We start from the raw sequence: 22,729 nt of genomic DNA on the forward strand, positions 1-22,729 counted from the left end.
GATGGTTAGCTGCTCTTTAAGGCACAACGGTGACGGAGGACACTATTTTTCACCACAGAGCTCCAGTAGTTCCGTGTTTGTTTAGTGGTCCTCTGCCCTGTTTTCCACTTTCGTACTGCCCGTCGGTTTTTCAACACGAAAGCACGAAAATTTTTATATCCCACGTAAGGGCACGAAAATCACTAAGTTCCATGCCTGGCGCTTAAAACACGAAACAACCTCTCCAATGGCACGAAAACACTAAAGGATTGAACCACGAGGACGGCATGACCCTTATGCTTTATTTAATATGCTTTCTCTAGTGTTTCAAGTTAATTTAGCGAGGTTCGCGCATTCGGGAGGTTGTTTAGTGTTTTGACGTGAAAGCATCTACTTTAGTGTGGTTCGTGCCCCTTACGTGGGACTAGAAAAGAATTCGTGTTTTCGTGTTGAAAAACCGGACAAATCAGCGAACGACACGAACAAAGGACGAACGACCACATAACAAACACGGAACTACTGGCCTTTGTGGTGAAAAACCGGAGGCGTCAACGGCTACAATAACACTACTTATAGTCACTTTTTTAATATCCAACCGCATTCAATCAATTATGCCCAGATTATTGATAGTCTATAACAGCACGACCGGCAACACGAAGGCCATGGCCGAAGCCATCGCCGAGGGCGCCCGGTCCCTGAAGCTGGACACGGACGTCGTGGACGCGTTCAACGTGACGCCCGATGAAGTCATGGCCGCCGACGCCGTTGGTTTCGGCGTGCCGACGTTTAACTATCACGCGGCCAGGCCTATCCTGAAACTGCTGGACGACCTCGCGGGTAAGGACATTAAAGGCAAGCTCGCAATCGTCTTCGGCTCCTACGGCTGGAGTGGCCAGGGGGCGCCAGTGGTCGCCGAACGCCTGCGCCAGATGGGGTTCAGGGTACTGGACCCGGTCATACGGGTGAAGCTCAAGCCATCGGATAATGAGCTCGAGGGGTGCCAGTTGCTTGGAAAAGACGTGGCTATGCACCTGAAAAATATCAAAATGACCGAAAATTTAAATGCGTAGGGAAGCTTTTTGCTTCTCTATGCCCGACGAGGTCAAGCGAGACGGCCAATGGCCGCTGATGGTCGCGCTATTTGCCATTAACGTCTTCTGGGGCGGCTCTTTCGTCGCCAACGCCATCGCCCTCAAGAGCATCGGGCCCATCGAGATCGCCTCACTGCGCTTCTTTATCGCCACGCCTCTCCTGGCAGCCATCACCTACCTCTGGAAAGGAAAAGAGATCTTCAAGTGCGATATCAAAGACCTGGGCGCTATAATCATCATGGCCCTGACGGGCGTCACGCTGCAGTACGTCATCCAGGTCACGGCCCAGGAATATACAACCGCTACGAACGCCTCTTTGCTCATAAATACGTCCGTATTTTTCATCATCTTTCTCAGCGCGCTCTTCCTGAATGAAAAGCTCAGCAGGTGGAGGATCGCCGGCTCCGTCATCGGCTTTCTCGGGGTCGCGGTCCTGGTATCGAAGGGCTCGCTGTCCTTTGACCTGGGCGGCCATGCCCTGGGCGACATCATGATCATCGTCTGCGCACTCCTGTGGTCGGTCTACTCCATCTATGGCAAGAAGATCGCATCGAAATACAACCCGCTGACCATCCTCAACCTCATATTCATCATCGGCACGATCTGCCTGGTACCGTTCTACCTTTTAACGCCGCATACCGCAGTCACGGACATACCGCTGGATGCCATCGGCGCCATCGTGTTCCTGGCCATCTTCTGCTCCATCATCGCCTATCTGGCATATAATGTAGCGCTGGAGAGGATGGACGCCTCTCAGGTAGGGGTGTACATTTATTTTGTGCCCCTGTCGACCATCGTCCTGGCCTGGCTCATCCTGGGCGAGACGTTGACCCCGGCAACCATTGGCGGAGGGCTGATGGTGCTGCTGGGCATGTATCTGGCGGAATTAAAGGATAAAAATTAATTCTTCGATTTGAACTTTGCCAGCAGATTTTGGTAAAATTCCCTTTTATCGCCGTCCGACGACCGCGTGAGCCGCTCGACGATGAGCTCCGGCGTGCTCTTCGCTAAATAATTGTACCGGGGCGTCCTGTCCACGATCAGATTGAGATTAGCATCGAGCCCCTTGGCCTCGATGCCGTCGACGCGGATGCTGTACTTCGTGTTCTCCCGGATCTGCTCGGCCAGGTGGCTCACGAAGACGGCGATGCTCCCGTCATTATCGTATAGCGTTTCCAGGATGCCGGCGATGATCTTGGCCGATGCGCCGGGCTCGGTGATCGACTCGAGCTCGTCGACGAGCACGACCTTGCTGTTCTTGCTTACGACACGTGAGAAGCCCTTGATGGTGGTCTCGAAAGCGCCGGCCGTCAGCGTGCCCTTCGACTTGCTGAAGTATAGCAGCTCGTCCACGAGGCCGATCTCGGCCGATTCGGCGGGCACCGGGAAGCCCATCTGGCCCAGGATCACGACCTGCGCCAGCAGGTCCAGCATCGTGGTCTTGCCTCCCGAGTTAACGCCGCTAAGGATTACGACACGCTCGCCTTTTGTATCTTTTACCTTCACGCCCACGGCATAGCTAACGGGCTCCACCTTCTGGGTATGGCCCCGAAGGAATATGTTATAGCCGTCGGTGACCCTGATGCCGGCGTGCCCATTGACGGCCGGCAGCTTAAGGCGATAGTCGAGGGCGAAGAGCCCGATGGCAAAGTACGTGTCGAACTCCAGCGTGTCCCGGACCATATCCTTGCATACGGCTTCGAACTTCGAGAGGCGCTTTGCGCTGTTCCTCTTGATATCCAGGCTGCGTTTGACGAGCTGGCGATTGATGGCGTTCTTGAAGCCGTCCACGGCCCGGTAGTTAAGTTCGATAGGGTAGACGATCTCGTCGCAGAACATGAGGTCGACGTACTGCATCTCGAAAGGCTTCAGCGCCAGCTGTTCACGGATGAAAGTTTTAGCCTCTCCGACGACTTCGGCATAGGCTTTGGCGACCTCCTTTTCCAGCATGCCCTTCAGGCCCGCCTCGCCTTTCTCGCCGAACATGCCCAGGAGCTGCGAGCCCTTGAGCGTGACCGTATTGTTCTCCATGCGGTCGTGCAGGTCGGCGTTAGCCTTCTTCAGGGATGCCTTCAGGGCCTCGTTGTAGCGGGCCAGGACATTCTTCAGGCGGTCGATCTCCGGGTCGACGCCCAGCTCCAGCTCGCCCTCCGGCGTGATACGGCCCATCTCCTGCGACAGCTCGAGCATCATTGCGTCGTTCAGGCTGGAACAGATAATCATGTCGGATTTTGAGCGTATGATCTTAATGGCCTCGACGGATGCCTCGATGGGCTCCTTGTTCGCCGCGAAGAAAGAGATAACGACCTCGGGCACCAGCCACCACGCTTCACCCGCGCCTTCCATGAAATCGACGCTCATATCCTCCGGGAAATCAGACCCCGCGAACTTACTGCCCAGGACCAGCGACTGCGAATAGCCCTTTGCGATGTCGACCAGCTCGCCCATGTTCTCCACGCAGTAGACGTCCAGGTAGCGGTCGATGTGCTCGCCGAGCAGCCGCTCATAGTCCTTCTTATTATCCGTAAAGATGGCCCTGTCTCTTGATTTTGCCACTTTTGACGGCTCCTTCAGGTACCTGACTTTTTTTAAGGCGGCGCTTAACAGGGCATCGTCGCCCAGCTTTTTTGCCAGGTCGATATAGACGTTTAATTCAGACTGGACTGCCCTGATCCGGTCAGCCTTATTCGAAGGATAGGGAATGAAAGTGCTCAATTTTGCGCGAGAATAGGAAGTATGCGCGTAGGAGCGCATCAGGCCAACGATCTTATCGTAAACGTTAAAGGCCTCGGGCGTCTGCAGAAAATCTTCGATAGAGGCGCCATCCTCCTGCGCGATCACCTCGTGAATGAGCGAGACGGCGTACTTTTCGCTTATCCCGGGAACGCCGGACAGGCTGGCGACGTCATGCTTACGCAGCACTTCCAGGGCAGCGCGCTCGGAGCCAAAATGGTCAATAAGCTTATTAGAGATCTTTTCGCCTATGCCAGGCAGCTCGATGAGGCCGTTCACGTGCAACAAATGTGCCATTCACATATTAATACTTGAGCAAGCATGGCGAAAGTAATAGTGCAAGCGCATATATACAGAAAAGATTTAAAAAAGGTATGTTATCAATGTCTTACCAAAATGACCGTAGTGTCCGACAAAATTAATAATTTCATCAGTGCCGTGAAGGCAGTGCTAAGCGTGCCAAAGCCGGCGGCGTCAAAGTTCAAGTTCAAGGACCTTGCTTTCTTCTTTCAGTTCGTGAAGCCGGTATGGAAGATCGGGGCGCTCAGCGTGCTCCTTGTCATGATGACGACGGCCATCAGCGCGCTCCTGCCCATGTCCAGCAAGATATTCATCGACTTCGTCATACAGAAGACGGGCTATGCAGGCGTCGATAGCTTTCTGGGGATGCTCGGGCTGGGAGCGTATGCCGCGACGGTTAACGGGCACCTGAGCTCAATAAACTTTTTAATATTGCTTATGATAGCCCTCGGCATCGCCAGCGTCATCCTTAACATACTGGAGAGCTATTTTTCCGCCATCTACCAGCAGCAGATGACCTTCAACGTCCAGACAAGCCTTTTCGACCACGTCCTCCGCTTTCCCATGATATTTATCAAGAGCAGGCAGACGGGGTACCTCATGTCCCGGGTCTCGGACGACGTGGGCATGATGCAGTACCTGTTCTCGGACGCGGTCACCACCATCATATCCAACATTTTCTACCTGATCTTCGGCGTCGCGATCCTCGTTTCCATGAACGCCCGCCTGGCGTTGATCATTGCCTGCGTCATACCCGTCTACCTGGCCATCCGGTACCTGTTCTCGGACCGTATAAGGGCGCTGAGCCGCAAGGAGAGGGAGTACAACTCGGAAGTGTCCCGGGACATGCAGGAGGCCATCTCGGGAGTCGAAGTGGTCAAGTCCTACGCCATGGAGAAAAAAGAGGTCGGCAAGATCGCCTCGGAGCTCAAGAACGTCATCCGGACGCGGATCGCCCGCTCCGTGATCATGTCCTTCGCCAGCTCGTTCATGAGCGGGACCATGTTCGCGCTCACCGTGGTCATCATGTTCTTCGGCGCCTTCGACATCCAGAGCGGCCGCATGACCATAGGCGATTACGTCGCCTTCATCACGTACATCATGTTCATATCGAACGCGGTCAACATGCTTTACCGCACATACCTGACCTTCCAGCCGGCGTTCGCCTCCATGGACCGGCTGAAGGAAATGTTCGACATCGCCCCCGAGTTCGAGTGGGACGAAAAGACGAAGAAGAAGCTGGACCACGTGAAAGGTAACGTTAAGTTCGATAACGTGTCCTTTTCGTATGAAAGCGAGCCGACCCTGAAAAACATCAGCTTCGAGGTCAGGCCCGGCGAGACCGTCGCGCTCGTCGGCCACAGCGGCGCGGGCAAGACCACGCTGGTCAGCCTGTTGCTGAAATTATACGTCCCGCAGTCCGGTAAAATTACGCTGGACGGCGTCGATCTGAACGAGCTGGACCACTCCTGGCTGCGCCAGCAGATCAGCGTCGTCTCCCAGGATATTTTCCTCTTCAACGATACCATTGAGAACAACATCAAGTATGGCAGGCCCGAGGCCTCCCGGGAAGACGTCGTCCGCGTGGCCAGAAAGGCGCGCATCCACGAGTTCATCGAAAGCCTGCCCGAAGGCTACGACACGCTCATCGGCGAGAGGGGCACGAAGCTCTCGGTCGGCCAGAGGCAGCGCATATCCATCGCCAGAGCCTTCCTCAAGGACACGCCGCTGATCATTTTAGACGAGCCGACATCGGCCATCGACCCCGAAACCGAGCTACACCTGAAGGAGTCCCTGGACGAGCTCATGAAAGGCCGGACGACGTTCATCATCTCCCACCGCATGTCGCTTACGGACATCGCCAACTTCATCGTCGTGATCGAAGGCGGGCAGATCGTCGAGAGGGGCACGCAGAAGGAGCTCGAGCAAAAAGAGGGCCTGTATAACAGGCTGAGGTCGCTCGACCAGACCCACGGGAGCCCTGAGCTCCTCTGATCGAGGGGCAGGGCCCTCGGTCAACCGGTTATCATGTTGGCAGGTAATATAACCTAAAGTATATTTATTATCAGAAAATACCTAACGGTGCGGTTTGAAACAAGCTCAGGGTAATAACAATGGATACCGAACGGGAATCTGGCATTGATATCATTGGCGAGTTACCGTGGGGAACTCATTTTTGTGTATTCTATAAGACCAAGGAAGACCTGGCCGATATCCTGGTATCCTACTTAGAGGCGGGTCTCAGGAATAACGAATTTTGCATGTGCGTTGCCTCGGAGCCGTTAAACGCTGGCGAGATCGAGGCCCGAATGGCCAAAGCAATACCGGACTTTGACGTATACCTGAAGAAGGGGCAGATCGAGATCATACCATACACGGAATGGTATGTCATCGACGGTAAATTCGATGCTGAGCGCATACTGAACGGCTGGGTGGATAAGCTGCAAAAAGCCATGGCCCGGGGCTTCAGCGGACTCAGGCTGTCGGGGAACACGTTCTGGCTGGAAAAAGCAGGCTGGAATGGTTTCCAGAGCTATGAGCGGCAGGTCGACGATCTGATCGGTAACTATCCGATGATCGCCCTCTGCACCTACTCGCTGGATATGTGCGACGCCAACGACATCCTCGACGTGGCCAGCACGCACCGGTTCGCGCTTGCGAAGCGCGAGAATACGTGGAAGGTCATCGAGAGCCTGGAGCAAAAGAAGGTCCGGAAAGCTTTGGAGGAGTGCGATATCCGGTTCCGGTCGCTGATCCAGAACTCGTCGGACATTATCCGCATACTGGATAGGGAGGGGCGCATTATTTTTGACTCTCCATCCTCCGAGAAGATACTGGGCTATGCGCCCGGCCATATGTTAGGGAGGTCGCCGCTCGAGATCGTGCATCCCGACGACCGCGATCGTGTAAGGAACGATCTGGAACAGATTTTAAAAAATCGCAATCCCGGTATTCCCACGGAGTTCCGTATCCTCAAGGCCGACGGCGAATACCTGGACGTGGAATCGACGGGCGTCAGCATGTTCGGAGTACCGGGCGTGGATGGCATCGTCATCACGACACGGCCGATCACGGAACGCAAGCGTTCCGAGGAGCAGCTTCGCATGCTATCCCGGGCGGTCGAGGATAGCCCGGCGACGGTCGTGGTCACCGACATTCACGGCAACATCGAGTACGTGAACCCGAAGTTCACTCGGCTCACGGGCTATACGTTCGACGAGGTGAGGGGTAGCAATCCCCGCATATTAAAATCCGGTAAGACGCCCCGGGAGGTATACGAACAGCTATGGAAGACGATCCTGGCAGGTAACGAATGGCGCGGCGAATTCCTGAATAAGAAGAAGAACGGCGGGCTATACTATGAGTCGGCCGTCATTTCGCCCATCCGGGACGATAAAGGCAATATCGTCCGCTTCGTTGCGGTCAAGGAGGATATCACCGAGCGCAAGCGGATGGAAGATGAGCTGAGGGAAGCGAAGGAGCGGGCGGAGCTCTACCTGGACCTGATGAGCCACGACATCAACAATATTAACCAGATCGCCATGGGCTACCTCGAGATTGCGAACGAGACCCTGGCCCTCGACGTAGAGGAAAAAGAGCTCGTGTCGAAGCCGCTGGAAGCCTTGAATAACAGCACGGCGCTCATCGCGAACGTGCGAAAGCTCCAGAATATCATGGAGGGCAGATACAAGTCTGATATCATCGACTTGAAGGACCTCATGGCCGGCATGAAGGAGAATCACTGGGTCTCGAACGGCAGGAGAGTATCCATTCATTTAGAGGCGGATGACGATTGCCACGTCATGGCGAACGGCCTCATCCACGATATTTTTTCCAACCTGATCGGTAATGCCATCAAGCACTCCCCGGACGACAGGCCCCTGGATATAAACATTAAGCTGGATAGGCTCAATGACAGCGGTGCCGACTATTGTAGAGTGGCCGTCGAGGACAACGGGCCGGGAATCCCCGATAGCCTGAAAGGCAGGCTGTTTAACCGGTTCGCGAGGGGCGACTCGAAAGCCCAGGGCAAGGGCCTGGGCCTCTATATCGTCCGGTCGCTGATCGAGGACTATCACGGCCAGGTCTGGATCGAGGACCGGGTGCCGGGCGACCATACACAGGGCGCCAGGTTCGTGGTCATGCTGCCAGCGGTCGCCACGACCGTGCCAGAGATCAGATGAGAAAAGGCCTGTCGCTTTAACGCTCGATGGGACTTATTGCTGTTTAACATTAATGTTTATCATTTGCTGTAAAATATCTTTTGCAACGGCCTTATCGAGCGGCTTGTTCTTATTGCCGCACTTGGGCGAGTAAATGCATGCCGGGCACCCTTCCGTGCACTGGCAGTCCCGGACCAGCTCCAGCGTGGCCCTGGATAATTCGGGGAATAGTTCAAAGCATTTTTCGGCGATGCCGATGCCGCCTTCGTAGCCGTCGTATAGAAATATCGTCGGCAGGTTCGTGTCCGGATGGTTCGGCGTTGACAGGCCGCCCAGGTCCCACCGGTCACATAATGCGAACAGCGGCGTCATGGCGATCATGGCATGCTCAAGGGCGTGGATGCCGCCGTTGAAGTCCTTGTTCCCGGAGAGCATCTTCTGATGGAGCTCCTCGGGTAGTGTAAACCATATAGCCACGGACTCGAAGGTCTGCGAGGGCAGGTCCAGCGGGAAATATCCCAGGAGCTTCTCGTAGCGCTTCATGGCATACTCGTAATATTGCTCGGTGACCATCACGTCGCCGACGTGGACGTCGATGCCGTTGACCGTCTTCTTCTGGCGCTCCTTTATGATGGCCACGTCCGACAGCTTAAGAGCCTCGGTATAGTAGTCGACGTCTTTTTTTATCGCCCGGGCGATGCCAAGCTTCAAGTCCAGGTCTTCGATGAGATAGGTTTCGCCCTGGTGCAGCAGTACGGCGCCAGTATGGGCTTCGGAACACGCCCGCCCGGTCTCCATGGTCTCGAGCAGCTCAGAACCACACATCACGCGCACGTTATGGCTGGAAATGTTCTTCAAGCTCACGATCTCGGAAGGGCTCTTCGAGCCGCCGTAGACCATGCCCCGCGGCGTGCGCCGGATAATGCCGGCCGACGACATCGCCTCCATGGCCTCGGAGATGTCGCCGAAGTACGCAGAATCCGCGGCCGTGAGAGGCAGCTCGGCCGAGGCGCACATGAGGTGGCCCATCAGGATGTAAGGATTGTGAAGATCGACGATGGCCTCCTCGTTCCTGGAGTTGAAGAACCGCTCCGGGTGCTTCATATAAAACTGATCGAGCGGGTTATCGAAGGCGACCAGCGTCGCCAGCGACTCGGCCGTCCCCCGGCCGGCCCGGCCCGCCTGCTGCCAGGTCGAGATGCGCGTGCCGGGATAGCCGGAGATTATTACCGCGTCGAGCGTGCCGATGTCGATGCCGACCTCCAGCGCGTTCGTCGATGTGACGCCCTTGAGGCGCATGCTCTTGAAATCGTTCTCGATGCGCCGGCGGTCCTCGGGCAGGTATCCGGCCCGGTAGGAGGCGATCTCGTTATAGAACTTATTGTTATCATATTCCCGGGCCCATTTCGCTATCAGTTCAGCCATCTTTCTGGAGGGCGTGAAGCAGAGTGTTTGCAGGCCATGGTCGAGCTGGTCTACCAGGAGACGCATGGTCTCCTGGTGGGTCGAGCCCCGGGACTGGCCTTCGATAGGCGGGTTCCAGAACATGAAGTACTTCTTGCCCCGGCCTGAGCCGTCGCCCGATACGACGCTGAACTCTTTGCCGGTCAGCTTATATGAGAGCTCTTCCGGGTTCGCGACGGTGGCCGATGAGAGGATGAACTGCGGGTCCGCGCCATACCGCTTCAGGATGCGCCTCAGCCGGCGCATGAGCATGGCGACGCCGGAGCCGTAGATGCCCCGGTATGTGTGTGCCTCGTCTATGATCACGTATTTCAGCCCGGAGTAAAAGCGCCTCCACCTGTCATGCCATGGTAAGTAGCGGTGAATGGCATAGGGATTGCTCACGATGATCCGGGACACGTCCCGGATGCCTGTCCTGGCCGACTGCGGCGTATCGCCGTCATATGCGGCGGGCGAGGCCTTCGTGCCCAGCTCCTCATCCATGGCCTTGAGCGTCTTGAGCTGGTCGTTTGAAAGTGCCTTCATGGGGTAAAGATAGAGTGCCGTGGATTTTTTATCGTTGAGCAGAGTCTCGAAGACCGGGACGTTGAAGGCTAATGATTTCCCGGACGCCGTAGGCGTCGTGATTATCACGTTCTTACCGTCGAGGGCCAGGTCGATGGCCCTTGCCTGGTGAGAGTAAAGCCTGATCTTATGAGCGTCGAGATATCCGCGCAGCTTCAGGTTAAGGATATGGTTGACATCGTCGTAGGATGGCGGGCGCTCGTCGATCTCCTCGATGTGGGCGATCTGCCCCTCGTAGTCCGGGGATGTTTTTAGATCCCTGAGATATTCTTCAATTGCCCCCATTGTAGCTCTCGCAGGACATATTTGTTATACTTTAAAGTTCCATTAACATTTATAAATATTGAAAGTGCAATTGCCTGTTTATGGCCGCATATCCAGGAATCGTCGCAAGCACGCGTCCGGAAGACAAAGTCACATTAACGAATCGATAGTATTAATATCATAACCTGCCTATCCGTAAAATAAACGAGCTGAAATCATGAAAGAAAGTAGGCAGGTTGCAATACAAAAGAATGAATATACATTGGACCTCCTGGCTGAGATTAAAAACCGGATAAATAGATTTTTAGATTCCTTTGATAAATGGTATGAAAAAAAAATAACACCTTCTCTTGAGCAATTCACGTTCGGAATATTAGTTTTTATCTTGAGTTATAGTTTTTATTTATATATAGGTCCTGAAGGTATAGGTGTATTATATCTTGGTATTATCGGCCTCGTCATGGGTCTAATAGCTGCCGTGTATAATTCGAGTTTATATAAAAATAAAGTAAAGGATGCAAGACGAAAATAACAATTGTAGACTATCCTTATATTCAATATTTATTGCCAAAGAAGTAAAAGTGATAACGGCTCTTCTATGATTAATTTAAGAACTCCAGTGAATTTGTTATAAGCCCTCGCAGAACTTCGAGAAAAGCCGGACCAGCGATACCAGGTCATTCCGGTTATGCTCGACGATGGGCACCAGCGGGCCCGGGTTGTGCGTGCGCAGGTACTCCTCGTAGAACTCTGGCACCAGGGCGCCGGGCACATCATCCCGTCTCTCCTGCCCGAATAAATATTTTTCAATGGTCGTGAGCCGCGCGTCCGGCGCTTTTGCCTTCATGAAGCGGCGGGCGAACGGCAGCATGTCGAAGTGGACGTTATCGATGTCGCCGCCCAGGCCATAGTACCAGCGGCGCTGGTTGATGTATGGCACGTCGAAGGAGCGGCCGTTATAGGACACCAGAGGATTTTTCTCTATGATGGAACAGAATTCGCCGATTGCCGCCGCCTCCTCGTCGACGCTCCGGGCCAGGTATTGCCGGGTGATGACCTTGTCGCCCTTCGTGAACGCGGCGCCGAAGAGAATGATGGGCCTCGAGAACAGCCCCATCGTCTCGATGTCCAGCGCCACGAGGCTCTCCACCTCGGTGAAGGCGGCGATATTCAGGTTCAGGGGATGCGATTTCGGCAGCCAGTGCCAGAGTTCCTGCTGTATGGCGCAGGCGTCCCCCGAGTCGACGATGGATAAGAACCGCTTTGCCTCGTCCCTCCAGCGCATATGGCCCAGCAGGCTCTCGATATCGTGGTATCCTGCCCGGTGTAATTTCCTCTCCGTGCCCGGGCCGATCCCCCGGAGCAGCCGGAGGTTGGATAAAAGAGCGGACCGGGCTTTTTCGCGGCCGATCCCGCTAATAGAAAAGTCTGTAGAGCTTTCGATGAGGTAGCACTCGCCGAACTCGCCGCCGACGGGTGTGCCCCGGATGGCATCCTCGAGCCGGACGCCGTTATACGCTTTCAGGTACTTTTTCTTGACGCGCTGGCCTTCGAAGTACGCATCGTCATAAAGCCAGGAGGGCATGAAGTCGTCGTCCGGCGGAGACTCGCGGCCGGGGACGACTGCGTATTCCTCGTGGTCCGCCTCCCGGACCTTAAGCCTGCCGGCGACGTCATCGAGATTGCCCGTGCTATAACCTCAGAGAAGATTAGCGATTGCCGGGCTTATAGCCTTTTTGCGTGTGCCCTGAAATTATCAGCTCCTCGCCTTTCCACGCTTCAGAGCTTCGCCCGTCAAGGGCTTTTTAACGTCTATATGTGTAGCGTGGCGAATGAGATCGAGGGCCGAATTAACTAATTGCTCGTGGTCGATCCCGCTCTGTGCCATTAGGACCTCATGCGACGGGAAGGGGTTCATTGCCACCCAGAAAGCCATGCGCAGGAAAATGACCGCAGGAAGCGGGTCGAGGTCCGGCCTGATCGTGCCCTCGGCGATCGCGAGCTCATAGCCCTCGCGAATGATCTGGAGCTGCTCGTCCATCTGGTCGATGTACTCCCGCACGTTGGGGTCCGCCGTATCCTTGAACTTCAGCGTCATGACGTTATCGAGCACGCGGGCCTTATCGGAGTGGGTCGCGTTCCATTCTATCACGGCGCCCACGGTCGCGTTGATGCGGGGCATGCCGCCCTCGACGCCATTCAGCCTTTCCCTGATGATGACGTTCATATCGGCGATGATACGGGCGATAACGGCTGCACAAAGGGCCTCCTTACTATTGAAGTAAAGGTAGATGGTGCCCTTTGCCACGTCGGCGTCCTCGGCGACCTCGTCCATCGTCATGTCCCAGTAGCCCTTTTTGGCCATTGCCCTTTCAGCTTTATCGATAATAGTGTTACGTTTTTGGCGCTTTTTTCGCTCCATTCTTTCGCTCATTTTTAACACCAGGTTACAAAAAGGCCTTAAAGGCCCTTCATCGGTAATTATTTGTTTACCTCATAGTCATTAAAACACGATATAATTATCCATTTCAAGATACTGCTTAAGTTTTATGACTCTGCATATATTTGCCAATATAACTATCATTAAAGGTTCCCGAAGGAGATGAAAAGCATATATTGAAAGACGGCGCCTTTTACTGATATTATCAGGTGTTATTTATGGAGCAATTACCGGGGCCCGTTGTGGAGCACCTGGCGAAAGGCCAGGATAAGTACGTCGAAAGGCTTTGCGAATTCTTGAGGATACCGAGCATCAGTACGCTGCCCGCCCATGCCGGCGATATACGAAAGGCCGCAAAGTGGCTTCTCCACGAAGCCGAGCGCCTTGGATTTAAAGGCGCGCTCTATGAGACAAAAGGCCACCCGGTCGTGTACGCGGAGCTTTGCCCCCACAAGGATGCCCCGACCGTCCTGATATACGGCCACTACGACGTCCAGCCCCCCGACCCGGTCGACCAGTGGTGTCATCCGCCCTTTACGCCGACCATACAGGACGGCTGCGTCTTTGCCCGGGGCGCCACGGACGATAAGGGCCAGTTTCTTACGTTCTTCAATGCCATCGAATCAATTCTCGCCGTGGACGGCACGCTGCCGCTGAACGTCAAGCTCGTCGTAGAGGGCGAAGAGGAGGTCGGCAGCCCGAACTTCAGGGCTTTCCTGGACGCGCATAAAGACTTATTAAAGGCGGACTTCATCGCCCTCTCGGACGGCGAAAAGTACCGTGCGGACATGCCCAGTATATGCTACGGCCTGCGGGGCTTATTGTATATGCAGATCGATATTCAGGGACCCAAATATGACGTGCACTCCGGCCTGCACGGCGGCTCTGTCGTGAACCCGGCCCTGGCGCTTTCCTGGATATTGAGCAGGCTAAAGGACGACCAAGGCAAGGTGCTGATCCCCGGATTTTACGGCCACGCCCGTGACCTCGAGCCGTGGGAGAGAAAAGAGATGGCGAGACTGCCCTTCGATGAAAAGGCAGAAGCGGCCATGCTGGGAGTGCCGAAGCTCGTCCCGGAAAAGGGCTATACGATCCTTGAGAGCGTCCGCGCCCGGCCTACACTGGACATTAACGGCATCTGGGGAGGCTTCCAGGGAGAGGGCTCCAAGACCATCATCCCGGCCAGCGCGGGCGCCAAGGTCAGCATGCGCCTGGTCCCGGACCAGGACCCGGACGAGATCGCAGGCCTCTTAGAAAAATACGTAATATCGATGGCCCCGGTTGGAGTTACTGTGAAGGTCACGAATATCAGCAGTAACCGGGCGCTAATCGTCCCGAGGGATAGCCCCGCCATCCATGCCATGGCCCGGTCTATCGAGTATGCTTTCGGCGTCAGGCCCGTATTCACCCGGGACGGCGGCAGTATCGGCGCCGTCGTCGCAATGCAGGCGGGCCTTGGCATCGAAGATATACTCATGCTCGGCTGGGGCGACCCGGACGACGCGCTCCACTCGCCTAACGAGCACTTCAGCCTTGAGAACTTCCGCCGCGGCTCCCTGGCATCGGCTGCCCTGCTTTACGGCCTCGCGAAAGTAAAAACCTCGTTAAAGCCCGTGGCTAAAGAGCCGGGTGGCTCCCATAAAAAATAGCCGGACGGAAAATATATCATTTCGGAGTGCATCTTCGAGGGAAACCTTAATATTTGTTATCGCACTAGTATTGTGCGCACTCCGCACTAGTACGATGCGTCCACATCAGTATAGTGCATCATCGGGCCCGTGGTCTAGCCGGTTATGACGTCGCCTTGACATGGCGGAGGCCGTGAGTTCGAATCTCACCGGGCCCACTCCGTTTTAAACTTAAAATTTTTTATTGAACTATATTATGTTCGCCCTGCGACCTCTCGAAGGCCAGGAAGCAACGAACATGAGGATATTCGAAACAGCAATTTTAAAAAAACCTTTACGAAGGCATGATGATGAACTTATAGAATACGTCGTATTCGGACAGCGTATCCTTTACCCACTTCGCGTCGGACGAAGGCAGATTCTTCCGGAGCCGGACGACGATCTCCTGCGGCTGGCTCTCGCTGTCCTTGAGGTCGAACGACTCGACGAGCTCCGATAAGCGCAGGCTGTCGTTGGGGTTTCCTAGTAAGCTGAAAATCTCTTCTGCGAAATCTGCCATGGTCGTCACATATCCTTCATATTTAATAAATTAACTGATTTTATCGAGGGGCTTAATTTGTCGCCCCCACCACTCCATAGACTTTATTATATACCTTATACGGGCCCTGCTGCTGGTCCAGAGGCATATAGTAGTAAGGTTTTGGATACCCCTCCGCCAGGTTAGCCGGCAGCTCGAAGATTATGCCGCCCCTTGCCGCCCCCGTGTCCGAGCTGAGCTCCCTTGTCGGGTACGTGAACATGTAGGTGCTGAAGGGCTGCCTCGTCTGGACCGGGTCCGTGTCGTTCACTTTATACTCTACACCGAACCAGTCCGGGGACGTCTGGACCGGCTTATCTGAGCTGACCTTTACCTGCAATGGATAAAACAACATGCCGGGCGACGCTTTCTGGCCGTCGTACTCCGCCATCTTGCCAAGCTGATAGTAAAACTCGATGTGGGCCTCGTCGCTATTGCCGATGAGGGTCGGCACCGCAGACACTATCGCCGAAGGATTAGGTGTTGCCGTGACCGCGGGCGTGGAGACGGGGGAGCCGGTACAGCCGGCCACAAGTAAAGACGCGATAAGGACGGATAAGGCGAAAAGGATCGAGTAGCGCTTCATGATATACCTCAATTTGAACCGTGTACTACCATTTAGTGTATGGCCGCGCATATCAACTTTTCGAGTTACCTGTGACAAAAAAACCGGTAATATATTCTATCAGGGCAAGCCATCGAGACTTTCCTGCCGGCCTCGGAGCCGAATGGGTACGCCTGAATTCCGATTGTGGGCCGCGGTGTAAAGCGTTTTTTATGGGAAATAAGCTGATATCCGGCCGCGGAGATATCACATCGTATATTAAATGATAATAGTGTGGAGGAGTCGCTTTTGAAAGTCAAGGATGTAATGACGAAGAACGTAGTCACCATCGGCGCCGATGCCTCGGTGGCCGATGCGGCGAAAAAGATGAAGGATGCGGACGTGGGGTCGATCGTCGTCCTGGACCATAATGCGGTAAAGGGCATCGTCACGGACCGGAAGATCGTCACGAACTGTATCGCTGAGAATAAGGACCCTGGCAGGGAGCGCATAGGGAATATCACCAGCTCACGCCTGATCACCTGCAGCGAGGACAGCGATATGCGCGATGCGCTGATGACGCTGGATAAGAATAAGATCCGCCGGTGCCCGGTCGTGAATGATAAAAAAGAGCTTGTCGGGATGCTTTCCATCGTCGACATCGCCCGTGAGATGAAGGGGTGCATGGACTACCTGCTGGACGATATATCCCGGTCGGCCGCCAAAGCGGAGCACCATGAGACCTCCCGGCCAGTGATCCGCTGAGCTACTTTTTCTTTTTTGCGATAACCATTATGCTCACGCCCGTTCTATTGAACGGCCAGATGTCATAGACATGGTCCTCGACTGACTTCAATATTGAAAAAAGTCCCCTGGCAATGCGGCCGGGGCGGTCCTGCTGCATGATGGTGGTGGGTATGATATTCGTTATCGAGTGCGCCCCGTGGACCGTTAAAACTTCACACCCGATGTTCTCCAGCTCACTCTGCAGCTCATGGAACGTGAAGGCCCTCAGGCGCAGCAGCCTGAACTTGTTCTCGTCAAAAGTAAGCGGGAACACGTAAGGATAGCCCTCGTGGAATGGCCGCCTGACGTAGCCGATCACCTCCGGCAGAGTCTCGTGGTATTTTAGCGGGTCACCCGTCAAAGTGCTGGCAAAGCTCCAGAAAATGTCTAACTTCCACTTGTTGTCCGATTCCAGGAACAGATAGCCGCCAGGCTTGAGCACGCGGCCCGCCTCATCGAAGAAGCACTGATAGTCGGGTATGTGGTTCAAGGTGCTGCCGGCGCTGGAGACGGCGTCGAAGCAGGCATCAGGAAAGGGAAGCTTGCAGGCGTCCGATACGAGGCAGATGCCTTTCCCGAGTTTTTTATTCGCCACTTTCACCAGGCCCGGGCTGATGTCGATGCCTACCACGTCGAAGCCGCTTTTGTCGAAGAGCAGCGTCTGCTGCCCGGTGCCGCACCCGATGTCGAGCACCCGGGCGCCTGGCGGCAGCCGGGGAATAAAGCGCTCTATTAATAACGACCGTATTCGGCCGAAGAGGTACGGGAAAAAGAGCCCCTCGTAAGTATCGTAGATGTCGGACGCCTCGTCGTAGGCCTCGGCGTGCTCTCTCTTCGAGGACTCGACGACGAACGTGTGTTTCTCATCGGCCATGGTAACGACGCTGTTCTAAGCGATGGGCGATATTAAAACTTGTGATGGTTTAAGCATTACAAACCTCATGAGGAGTCAAGACACTCTAAAAATAATAAGCCAGCTCAAAACTGTTTCAGCCACGAAGCGGCTGAAAAATGTTTAGAGCCACATATTAAATTTTATTTCGCTTTTTGCTTCGAGACCTTCTTTTGGACGGCCGGGCTTTGAAGCTCCTTCAGCGCGTCGGCCGCGATCCACCTGGCGCTCTTCGAATCCAGGGCCTGGATCTGCTTTGCCGTAGCGATGGCCTTTTTATTCAGGTCGGCATTGCGCTTGCCGATCTGCCGGAGGGCCCAGTTCACGGCCTTCTTCACGAAATTGCGCTCGTCCGTCGAGCCTTTTACGATGAACGGCAGGAACAGCTCGAACACGGTATCGGGCGCCGTCTTGTCGTGCACGGCCAGCGTGGCCATCATGACATAGCCCGCCCGGCGGACATACTCCCGCCCGTCCTGCGTCCACGCCAGGGCCTTGCCGTATGCGTACTGCGTCTTATCGAATAAATTAGAGCAACACTGGTCGCAGACGTCCCAGGAGTCGAAGCCGGCGACCCACGCGTCCATCTGCTTATCCGTGACCAGGCGGGGGTCGTCGATGAGCCCTGCCAGGATTTTAGCTTCATGATAATCCGTATCCCAGAGCGCGAGCGCCAGCCCGTGGTCTTTCTTCAGCTCCTTCGCGAGCGCCCTCATTTCGGGCATGGAAACGCCAAAGGCCCGCTCTACGCTAATGCCGTACCGCGCCATGCCGTCCAGGCTGCCGGGTTTCGACATCGACCTCAGCCGCTGGATCACTTCGTTGGCCGTTGTTTCAGACGCCATATTTATCCAGCACTTGGTATGGAGGAGGAGGGATACATACTTAATGGTCTTTTAAGCTATTCCTGCGTTTTTTTCACATGCGAGTTTTATCGTGCGGAGATGGAAAATTCATTTGTATGATGCAGGAACCTTTGAAGTGGGGCAGCGATGCCCAAAAAGCCCTGGACGAGGCAAAGCGCGCGGGAAAGCTGGCGCTGCTCTTCTTCCATTCGAACCAGTGCAGCGGCTGTAAGGCCACGATCGCGAAGACACTTCCGGACCCTAAGGTGGCTAAGTTCATCGACCGCATGTTCGCCCCGGCCATGTTCGAGGTCAGTGACCCCCGGTCGCAGGAGCTAATGAAGCGGTATAACTTCGAGTGGACGCCGACGTTTATCGTGACCGACTCGAACGGAAATGAGATCTACCGGTGGGTGGGATATTTACCGCCGGGCGACTTCTGTGCCGAGATGCTGTTCGCAGAGGGCCGTGCAGCCTTCAAGAATAAAGACTGGGAACGCGCGGAAAAATGCTATGGGGCCGTCATCGACCGGTTCCCGGACAGCGAGGAGGCGCCGGAGGCGCTGTACTACACGGGAGTGGCCCGCTATGAGAAGACTCATGACGCGACGTATCTGGCGGACGTGAACAAGAAGCTGCAGTCGAAGTATCCCCGGAGCAGCTGGGCAAAAAAGGCGTCCGTCTGGGGCGAGTAGCAACCACGGAGACACGGCGCTTTATTCACCACGGCGACACGGAGGGCACGGTTTCTTATTCACCACGGCGACACGGCGAACACGGCGCTCTTTTATGATCGGCACGGCGGACGCACGGCGACACGGTTTCCGGATAATATTATTAAGCAGGGGTCTCCTAGGGGTAAGCAAGAGCGCTAAGCGCGGCGTTAGCCCCCTTCAAGATATTAAAGTAAGCAGGGGGTCTCCGAGGGGGCATCAGCCCCCTTCAGGAAAATAAAAGAGCGCCGTGTTCGCCGTGTCGCCGTGGTGAATAATTAGCCGTGTCCTCCGTGGTGCCTCAGTGTCGCCGTGGTGGATTCGCCATGCAGAGGGGAAAGAAAGGGGTAAAGATAAAAATACTTTCAGTTTTTGATGACGACGCGGGTCGGCGTATACTTGAAGACCTCGTTCTTCTTGCCTTCATTTTCCGGGCGTGGAGCGGCCGGCTTCGCGTTATACTTGACGGTCTCGCCGCCCTTCCCGTCGTTGTACTTGATCAGTTCGGAGCCCCGCACGTCGTCGCGCAGCGGCTTCAGCGGCTTATCCGAGTACTTGAAGCGCTCCCCGTCCGCCTTGCGTGCATCGTGGCGCACGATCACGACCTGGCTCGGGTCGATGTCGGGCGGTAATTGTACCATCGGCTTCAGCTCTTCCATAGGAAGGGTCGTTTCGGGCAGCATGATGGCCGGCGGCATTTCCTGTATGGCCGCGGGCGGCGCTTTCATGTCCGACGTTACGACGACCGGCTTTTTCACCGGCTCCGCCCGTGGCTTTAAAAAGTCTTTATCAACGGGCGCGTCCGCTCGCTTTTTCCTGAATAGATTAAATAATCGTTCAAACACTTTTCCCATCCCCATGCCCCGTCAGGGAGCACTACCATATAATATTATTCGTTCAAGTTAATTAAAACTTACTATGCCGGCGCCAGCCTGCCTTAAAAAAAGATCGGGGCTTTATCCGACGCGCCCGACACGAATAAGCGACCGAACGGGCACGGAATCGACGCTGTCGATGCCCTTCTTATCGATGATGACAGCCACTATCACGGCCTCGCCGCCGCTGTCCTGGATGAGCCTGACGGTCTCCTCGGCCGTGCTCCCGGTGGTGATGACGTCGTCGATGATAACACAGCGCTTGCCCCGCACGTCCGAATAATTCTCGCTCAGCGTGGCCTTCGCTTCCTTCATCTCCTTGCCCTCTTCCCAGCGGTGCTTCGCAGGGTGGACTACGGCTAATTCGACGCCATACTGGTAGGCGACGATGTTGGCCAGCGGCACGCCGCTGAGCGCCACGCCCACGACCGCGTCCACGTTCGTGTCCAGCTCGTTCAGCGTCTCTTCTACCATATCGGCCATGCACGTCGCGATGAGCATCAGCCGGCTGGAGCTCTTGCCGATGCTACTCCAGTCCACGAAAATATCCTTGGGCGCCGGTATTCCGGTCTCCTTCTTAGAGCGGGTAAGGAGCCATGTGGCGGTCTCCCTCGAGATGTTCAGCTCGTCCGCGATCTCGCCCGACCTCAGGCCTCGGTTCCTCAGCTCGATCGCCTTTTCGATCAAATCGTTAACGTTTCTCATCCTTTTACCTCTTGGCGGAGCGTTTTCTCAGCTTAAGCGGGGACCCGCAGACCGGGCAGACGTCGCCCTCCGGGAAGGTCCGGTTGCATCCTATGCACCGTTTTTCCCACACGATTTTATACTTTATCCGCTTTTGATGCAGGGGCAATATCGCCAGACCCATTTTCCGGGCAACGTTCTGGACCGCGTAGTCGTCGCTGAGGATGGCCACGTCCTTGCCCGCGGCCCGCTCTTCGGCCGCCAGCGCCAGCAGGTCCACATCCGAGGGAGAGAGGCGCATGATGTCGCCGGTCTCCCGCGCTTCTTTTTTCACCTCCTCTACGTGGCGTATCTCGGGCTCCCGGACGGCCAGGCCGGTGAGCATCTCCAGCTTGAGTGCCGAGGCTTCATCCTTTACCTCGGCATAGACTTTCGGCGGGGTCACGAGCTCTCCGCCGGGGAACATCCCGTATATGAACGCAGACGCGTCTAGCACATATGTCTGGGGCATCAGTGGTCATGTTAATTTCTATGGTATAAATATAATGGGTCCCGTCTTATAATAAATTTAAAGAGATATATATTTAGAATCTCGCGCTATTTGGTCCGATTGAAGGCTGTGTCCCGGATACTTAATTAACGGACTATGTTTATATAAATACAATATAATAAAAAACAATCGTTCAATGATTCCAGGGTGGGTCAGTTGGGAATACGTATTACAATGCGAGGCCTTACACTACTTGCTGGGCTTCTCGGTGGGCTCGCTAACGTGCTTGTCGATATTGACCATTTACCTTACTGGCTGTATGGTATTCAGGCGCCGGCCTACCTTAATATCTTCGGAGGGAGGATGGGCTCTGGCCGTTTTCTTCATCCTGTTTTTTTCTTTATCGGCCTCGCTGGTATCGCATGTTCTGGAGGACTACTGGTTCTCCTTTTTTTAAAAAGCTGGCAACAGCTATCCGTTTGAATTTATTTAAGCAAGGGTCAGCTTCTTATATCATAAAAAACATATAACCTCCGAATATTCCGTAAGAGGTCATAAAAATGGAACCTGGCCAGTTGCAGCCGCCCGAAAAGTACTATATTCTGACACTTGAGCAGTATCTTTCACTTATCAATAGCGAGAAGGTCGGGGATTGTTACAGCGCGTTGCAGCACCTGTCCATGAGCGAGCATTTCCGGGATAAGAAGATCATCGTGCGGACCAACGTGGCGGAATTGATCCGTGAGCGGTATCATGTTTCCAGACGCGCTTTTTATGCCGCGAACCGGTTCATAGAGTTCACGCCCCAGACCACGCTGGATGTCGAAGGACCATAAGATCTATTCTTTCCCAAGCGACCGGGCAAAGTCGATCGACTTACACATCTGCCCGGTATTCGTCTTGATAACGTCTACATGGACCTCGCCCTTATCGACGTTGAGCATGAAGATGGTCGGGTCGGCCATGCGGGGAAAAATAGGGCTCCCCGGGCAGAGTAAAAGCACATCGGTCTGGTCGATGACCGGGCTATGGAGGTGGCCATAGATAAGGACTTTCACGCCCATCTCCAGCGCCAGGTAGCGCATGTTGGTCACGTCGGTGCCATAGCGGCCTTTATGCACTACGCCGATGCGGACGCCTTCGGCGTCAAACGTCACGCTCTCGGGCAGCGTCTTTTTGAGTTCCTCGTCGTCGCTGTTGCCGTAGATCGCGATCAGGCGCTTCGACCCGGCTTTTACCGCCTCGTACACCGCCGTAGTGATAAAGTCGCCCGCGTGGACCACCACGTCGGCGCCCGCGAGGATGTCCAGCAGTTCCTGCGGCATTTTTGCCCGCAGGTGGGTATCGGAAAGTACGGCGATCTTCATACACAGCCTCTAACGTCTATACAACAGCATTCAAGGCTAATAATGTTACGATAATTAGAAAAGACACACCCTTATTCCATGTGGAACTTCGAGCCCGGCGCCTTGCACTTGGGGCACTCCTTGGGGCAGCACGTGCCATGATGCTGGAAGGCCTCACATCCGGGCCGGCACAGGAACCTGTGCTCGTAGCCGCAAACTTCACAAACCCATTTTGGCATGATTGCTACATTATTCTGATAGGATAAATAGGTTTTGTTCGGTTAAGTCCGAACGATATTCCGGCCTTGGGGAGAGCTTATTACTTTCGCCCTGCACATCGTACCTATAAAT

General features: G+C 54.8%; 22 protein-coding genes and 1 tRNA gene. 10 read left to right on the forward strand and 13 right to left on the reverse strand.

The genetic code is table 11. The features are described from left to right. Window positions 1-590 precede the first annotated feature (590 nt). Both VMC84_RS06525 and VMC84_RS06530 read left to right on the forward strand, forming a co-directional pair. Window positions 591-1,049 carry a flavodoxin domain-containing protein gene (locus VMC84_RS06525; RefSeq protein ID WP_325379175.1) on the forward strand — a complete coding sequence of 153 codons (459 nt, stop codon included), beginning with the start codon at window positions 591-593 and terminating at the stop codon, window positions 1,047-1,049. A gap of 19 nt (window positions 1,050-1,068) precedes the next feature. Next, entirely contained in the window at window positions 1,069-1,974 is a 906-nt protein-coding gene (locus VMC84_RS06530) for a DMT family transporter (protein WP_325379176.1), read from the forward strand. On the opposite strand, the gene VMC84_RS06535 is transcribed toward VMC84_RS06530, so the two are convergent. Then, window positions 1,971-4,100 carry a MutS-related protein gene (locus tag VMC84_RS06535; protein WP_325379177.1) on the reverse strand — a complete coding sequence of 710 codons (2,130 nt, stop codon included), beginning with the start codon at window positions 4,098-4,100 and terminating at the stop codon, window positions 1,971-1,973. The genes VMC84_RS06530 and VMC84_RS06535 overlap by 4 nt on opposite strands. Before the next feature lie 99 nt (window positions 4,101-4,199). On the opposite strand from VMC84_RS06535, the gene VMC84_RS06540 reads away from it, so the two are divergent. Continuing rightward, complete coding sequence (locus tag VMC84_RS06540; RefSeq protein ID WP_325379178.1) at window positions 4,200-6,098, forward strand: ABC transporter ATP-binding protein; 1,899 nt, start codon at window positions 4,200-4,202, stop codon at window positions 6,096-6,098. A 119-nt stretch (window positions 6,099-6,217) separates the two neighbouring features. Next, complete coding sequence (locus VMC84_RS06545) at window positions 6,218-8,287, forward strand: MEDS domain-containing protein (RefSeq protein ID WP_325379179.1); 2,070 nt, start codon at window positions 6,218-6,220, stop codon at window positions 8,285-8,287. A 33-nt stretch (window positions 8,288-8,320) separates the two neighbouring features. Here VMC84_RS06545 and VMC84_RS06550 read toward each other — a convergent pair whose 3' ends face one another. Next, window positions 8,321-10,579, reverse strand: coding sequence for a DEAD/DEAH box helicase (locus VMC84_RS06550; RefSeq protein ID WP_325379180.1), 2,259 nt, complete (start codon window positions 10,577-10,579; stop codon window positions 8,321-8,323). A 196-nt stretch (window positions 10,580-10,775) separates the two neighbouring features. Between VMC84_RS06550 and VMC84_RS06555 the strand changes: the two genes are divergently transcribed. Beyond that, a complete protein-coding gene (locus tag VMC84_RS06555) occupies window positions 10,776-11,090 on the forward strand; it encodes a hypothetical protein (protein ID WP_325379181.1) in 315 nt (104 codons plus the stop codon). A 96-nt stretch (window positions 11,091-11,186) separates the two neighbouring features. Here VMC84_RS06555 and VMC84_RS06560 read toward each other — a convergent pair whose 3' ends face one another. Then, window positions 11,187-12,143 (reverse strand): ribonuclease H-like domain-containing protein, encoded by a 957-nt coding sequence (locus VMC84_RS06560; protein WP_325379182.1) that lies wholly within the window; start codon window positions 12,141-12,143, stop codon window positions 11,187-11,189. Window positions 12,144-12,314: 171 nt separating this feature from the next. Next, complete coding sequence (locus tag VMC84_RS06565; protein ID WP_325379183.1) at window positions 12,315-12,992, reverse strand: TetR/AcrR family transcriptional regulator; 678 nt, start codon at window positions 12,990-12,992, stop codon at window positions 12,315-12,317. A 224-nt stretch (window positions 12,993-13,216) separates the two neighbouring features. Between VMC84_RS06565 and VMC84_RS06570 the strand changes: the two genes are divergently transcribed. Together VMC84_RS06570 and VMC84_RS06575 are read left to right on the forward strand one after the other, a co-directional pair. Beyond that, window positions 13,217-14,647, forward strand: a complete 1,431-nt coding sequence (locus VMC84_RS06570; protein ID WP_325379184.1) for a dipeptidase — start codon at window positions 13,217-13,219, stop codon at window positions 14,645-14,647. 123 nt (window positions 14,648-14,770) lie between these two features. Continuing rightward, a tRNA-Val gene (locus tag VMC84_RS06575) sits at window positions 14,771-14,844 on the forward strand. A 116-nt stretch (window positions 14,845-14,960) separates the two neighbouring features. Here VMC84_RS06575 and VMC84_RS06580 read toward each other — a convergent pair. Then, window positions 14,961-15,185, reverse strand: a complete 225-nt coding sequence (locus VMC84_RS06580; protein ID WP_325379185.1) for a hypothetical protein — start codon at window positions 15,183-15,185, stop codon at window positions 14,961-14,963. 52 nt (window positions 15,186-15,237) lie between these two features. Continuing rightward, entirely contained in the window at window positions 15,238-15,789 is a 552-nt protein-coding gene (locus VMC84_RS06585; RefSeq protein WP_325379186.1) for a hypothetical protein, read from the reverse strand. Window positions 15,790-16,056: 267 nt separating this feature from the next. Here VMC84_RS06585 and VMC84_RS06590 point away from each other — a divergent pair, with 267 nt between their 5' ends. Continuing rightward, window positions 16,057-16,512, forward strand: coding sequence for a CBS domain-containing protein (locus VMC84_RS06590; protein WP_325379187.1), 456 nt, complete (start codon window positions 16,057-16,059; stop codon window positions 16,510-16,512). Between the two features lies 1 nt (window position 16,513). Here the strand turns inward: VMC84_RS06590 and VMC84_RS06595 are convergent, their stop codons facing one another. Together VMC84_RS06595 and VMC84_RS06600 are read right to left on the reverse strand one after the other, a co-directional pair. After that, window positions 16,514-17,407: a class I SAM-dependent methyltransferase gene (locus VMC84_RS06595; RefSeq protein ID WP_325379188.1), complete on the reverse strand. Its 894-nt coding sequence runs from the start codon at window positions 17,405-17,407 to the stop codon at window positions 16,514-16,516. A 161-nt stretch (window positions 17,408-17,568) separates the two neighbouring features. Then, window positions 17,569-18,270 (reverse strand): DNA alkylation repair protein, encoded by a 702-nt coding sequence (locus VMC84_RS06600; protein WP_325379189.1) that lies wholly within the window; start codon window positions 18,268-18,270, stop codon window positions 17,569-17,571. A gap of 116 nt (window positions 18,271-18,386) precedes the next feature. Here VMC84_RS06600 and VMC84_RS06605 point away from each other — a divergent pair, with 116 nt between their 5' ends. After that, window positions 18,387-18,965, forward strand: a complete 579-nt coding sequence (locus tag VMC84_RS06605) for a thioredoxin fold domain-containing protein (protein ID WP_325379190.1) — start codon at window positions 18,387-18,389, stop codon at window positions 18,963-18,965. 383 nt (window positions 18,966-19,348) lie between these two features. Here VMC84_RS06605 and VMC84_RS06610 read toward each other — a convergent pair whose 3' ends face one another. From VMC84_RS06610 to VMC84_RS06620, 3 genes are all read right to left on the reverse strand, one after another. After that, window positions 19,349-19,837 (reverse strand): hypothetical protein, encoded by a 489-nt coding sequence (locus tag VMC84_RS06610; protein WP_325379191.1) that lies wholly within the window; start codon window positions 19,835-19,837, stop codon window positions 19,349-19,351. Window positions 19,838-19,939: 102 nt separating this feature from the next. Next, a complete protein-coding gene (locus VMC84_RS06615) occupies window positions 19,940-20,563 on the reverse strand; it encodes an orotate phosphoribosyltransferase-like protein (protein WP_325379192.1) in 624 nt (207 codons plus the stop codon). Between the two features lie 4 nt (window positions 20,564-20,567). Further along, the gene (locus VMC84_RS06620) at window positions 20,568-21,053 is read right to left on the reverse strand and encodes a DNA-binding protein (RefSeq protein WP_325379193.1); all 486 of its coding nucleotides are present in this window, start codon (window positions 21,051-21,053) and stop codon (window positions 20,568-20,570) included. 539 nt (window positions 21,054-21,592) lie between these two features. Between VMC84_RS06620 and VMC84_RS06625 the strand changes: the two genes are divergently transcribed. After that, the gene (locus tag VMC84_RS06625) at window positions 21,593-21,868 is read left to right on the forward strand and encodes a hypothetical protein (protein ID WP_325379194.1); all 276 of its coding nucleotides are present in this window, start codon (window positions 21,593-21,595) and stop codon (window positions 21,866-21,868) included. Between the two features lie 3 nt (window positions 21,869-21,871). On the opposite strand, the gene VMC84_RS06630 is transcribed toward VMC84_RS06625, so the two are convergent. Both VMC84_RS06630 and VMC84_RS06635 read right to left on the reverse strand, forming a co-directional pair. After that, the gene (locus VMC84_RS06630) at window positions 21,872-22,399 is read right to left on the reverse strand and encodes a metallophosphoesterase (RefSeq protein ID WP_325379195.1); all 528 of its coding nucleotides are present in this window, start codon (window positions 22,397-22,399) and stop codon (window positions 21,872-21,874) included. Window positions 22,400-22,470: 71 nt separating this feature from the next. Next, window positions 22,471-22,617, reverse strand: a complete 147-nt coding sequence (locus tag VMC84_RS06635) for a hypothetical protein (RefSeq protein WP_325379196.1) — start codon at window positions 22,615-22,617, stop codon at window positions 22,471-22,473. Window positions 22,618-22,729 lie beyond the last annotated feature (112 nt).

The sequence above is a fragment of the Methanocella sp. genome (genome assembly GCF_035506375.1).
Lineage (GTDB): Archaea > Halobacteriota > Methanocellia > Methanocellales > Methanocellaceae > Methanocella.